Genomic DNA, 2,759 nt, shown 5'->3' on the forward strand with positions numbered 1-2,759 from the left:
ACGACGTTGACATGAGTGAGCACTGCCAGTTGCGCGTCGTAGCGGTTGCTGCGCAAAAAGCGCATCAGCGCGGGCACGGCGGCAGCGCTGCGCGGGCTGTCGAGCAACACTTGCCTGACCCGCGGATCGAGCGCCGGCTGATTGATGCCGGCACCGGTGAGCATCAGCAGCGTGACTTCATTGCCGGCCTCAACCAAGGCGCCGGCGAGGCGCACCATCATTTTCTCCGCGCCACCGGCGCCGAGGTCCTGGAGGATGATCAGCAGCTTTTTCATCGGTTCCACACCTGGTAATAGGCCTGGGCGGCGTATTGGCTGGTATAGGGCAGGATCGCTTCGCTGACTGAATGTCGGGCTGGAGCTGCCGCTTCGCGGTTGGCCAGACTGTCGAGCATTGCCTCGGTCAGGGCCGGCACATCATTGACACCGACCAAACGCCCGACGCGTCCGTCATCGAGCAACTCGCGCGGCCCGCTGCCACAATCGGTGGAGATCACCGGAGTACCCAGCGCCAGCGCCTCGACCAGCACCGTCGGCAAGCCTTCGTGCAAAGAGCTGAGCACCAACAGCTGCGCATGACGGATCAGCGGATAGGGATTGCGCAGATGCCCGGTGAAATGCACCAGACGTTCGATGCCCAGCCGTTGTGCCTGCGCTTCAAGCGCTGTGCGCAACGGGCCGTCGCCGGCAATCACCAGATACGGCAGCGGGCGTTGTTGCGCCGCCAGCGCGTAGGCGTCGAGCAGCAGATCGAAGCCCTTGGTGTGCACCAATCGGCCGATGCCCAGCCAGTAATGATGGGGCACACCACCGGGCAACGGCGCTTGTGCCGCACGCATCAGTTGTTCGCTGATCACTGCGTTCGGGCAATAACGGATGCGCGGTCGCCCCCACGGCATCAACCCGGCAAGCGACTGGCGCAGACCGTGGGACACCGCGACCACCTTGCCGCTGCCGCACAGGTACAGCGCGTACAACAGCCGCAGGCTGGCGCGCCCGGTGTTTTGCTCGGCGCAATCCAGCGCGGCGTGGCGGGTGTAAATGACTTTGCAGGGACTGCCCAGGGTGGCGAACCAGGTGCAGAGATTGGCCTGCTCCTTGGCGCCAATCAGGTGCGTCACGCTTTCGCGGCGAATCAGCCGGCGCAGCAGCACGATCGATTTCAGCCAGCCCGCGAGCCCACTGCCGCCACCGGCCATGCTTGGCGCGCCGTCGACGTTGGGCGAGTCGCCGTTCATGACGAAAAAACTCACCCGCCGACCGTCCGCCAGAAACTGCTCGGCGAGGCGTTGCTGCACGCACTCGACGCCGCCGCCAGTCTGGTAATCCTTGAGCGTGAACAAAATATGCATCGGCACAATCCTCATGGGGCAGTGACATTGATTGCCACTTGCTGGCGCAGAATCAGTTCGGTCAGGCGCAGGGCATTGCTCGGGTAGTCGAGCAGGTAACGCTTGATCGTGTGCGGTTCGCGGTACATGCGGTAGAAGGCGCGCAAGTGCAGGCGATTGATTGCGTCGGGGTAGTAACGCTCGCTGGCATTGGCCTCCTGACGAATGAAACCGCCGCAGGTGAACGCCACGCCGCTGAAACCACCGCGCAGTGCTTCGAGGATAAAGCGCTCCTGCAGACCGGCACCGAGACCGACCAGCAGCAGATTGGTCCGCTGCCGACGGATGTCTGACTGGATTGCCGCACCTTGTTCGGCGTCGAAGTAACCGTTGCGCGCGCCGACCAATTGCAGGCGCGGGTATTGCGTGCCGAGCTTGTCAACGAAACGATCAAGCTCGGCCTGCCGCGCACCGACCACGTAGACGCGTTTGCCGCGCTGCTCGGACTCGCGCAACACCGGATCGGCAATCGAGGTGAAATCGAAACTGACCCGCTGCACCGCGCGCCCGGTGATGCGCGACATGAACCCGGACATCAGCATGCCGTCGCAGAAATACGCCAGCGACGGCGGCGGCTGGCGGATGAAACTGCCGATCGAGGCGAAGTTGAGAAAGGAGAAGGCCCGGTTGGAGTCCAGCAGGGCTGGCGAATAACGGTCGAGCAATTCCAGGCGGATCATGACGCGAGATCCTGTGCTTCGGCGGCGCAGGTCGGCCGGCCGACACTGATGTAGGTGAAGCCGCGTGCGCTGAGGCGTTGCGGATCGAACAGATTGCGGCCGTCGAAGATCAGCGGATTTTTCAACTGACGGGCGAGCAGTTCGAAGTCCGGCGCGCGAAACGATTGCCATTCGGTGACGATCACCAGCGCGTCGGCATTTTTCAGCGCCGCCTCTTTGGTCCCCGCCAACGAGAGGTCATCGCGCGGGCCGTAAAGCTGCTGCGCCTGTTCCATGGCTTTCGGGTCGAACGCCTGCACGCTGGCGCCGGCCCGCCACAACGCCTCCATCAACACGCGGCTGGGCGCTTCGCGCATGTCGTCGGTGTTGGGCTTGAAGCTCAGGCCCCACAACGCGAAGGTTTTGCCCTCCAGCGCGCCGTTGAAGTGCTCGGCGATCTTGTGGAACAACGTGCTTTTCTGCTCGTTGTTGCGTGATTCCACCGCGCGGAGCAGGCGCGCATCGATGTCGACGCCGTGGGCGGCGTGGATCAGCGCCCGCACATCCTTGGGGAAACAGGAGCCGCCATAACCGATGCCGGGGTAGATGAACTGATAGCCGATGCGTGGATCCGAGCCGATGCCGTGGCGAACCATTTCGATGTCGGCGCCAAGCTTTTCCGCGAGTCCGGCCATTCGTTCATGAAACTG

The 2,759-nt window shown here is 63.5% G+C and carries 3 protein-coding genes and 1 pseudogene; all 4 read right to left on the minus strand.

From position 1 onward, the window contains the following. Positions 1–275 (minus strand): annotated as a pseudogene (locus OQK_RS30615) (glycosyltransferase); the annotation flags it as partial. Next, complete coding sequence (locus OQK_RS23475; RefSeq protein WP_016774560.1) at positions 272–1,351, minus strand: glycosyltransferase; 1,080 nt, start codon at positions 1,349–1,351, stop codon at positions 272–274. The pseudogene OQK_RS30615 and the gene OQK_RS23475, both read right to left, overlap by 4 nt. Before the next feature lie 11 nt (positions 1,352–1,362). Next, positions 1,363–2,070: a WecB/TagA/CpsF family glycosyltransferase gene (locus tag OQK_RS23480; protein ID WP_016774561.1), complete on the minus strand. Its 708-nt coding sequence runs from the start codon at positions 2,068–2,070 to the stop codon at positions 1,363–1,365. Then, the coding region (locus OQK_RS23485; RefSeq protein ID WP_162098746.1) for a UDP-glucose/GDP-mannose dehydrogenase family protein at positions 2,067–2,759 on the minus strand (693 nt) is incomplete at its 5' end. The genes OQK_RS23485 and OQK_RS23480, both read right to left, overlap by 4 nt.

Source organism: Pseudomonas sp. R62 (genome assembly GCF_000257605.1).
Taxonomy (GTDB): domain Bacteria; phylum Pseudomonadota; class Gammaproteobacteria; order Pseudomonadales; family Pseudomonadaceae; genus Aquipseudomonas; species Aquipseudomonas atacamensis.

Bases quoted from the DNA above. Each gene is read 5' to 3' on its own strand.
- OQK_RS23475 (WP_016774560.1), bottom strand. From the start codon at position 1,351: ATGCATATTTTGTTCACGCTCAAGGATTACCAGACTGGCGGCGGCGTC.
- OQK_RS23480 (WP_016774561.1), bottom strand. From the start codon at position 2,070: ATGATCCGCCTGGAATTGCTCGACCGTTATTCGCCAGCCCTGCTGGAC.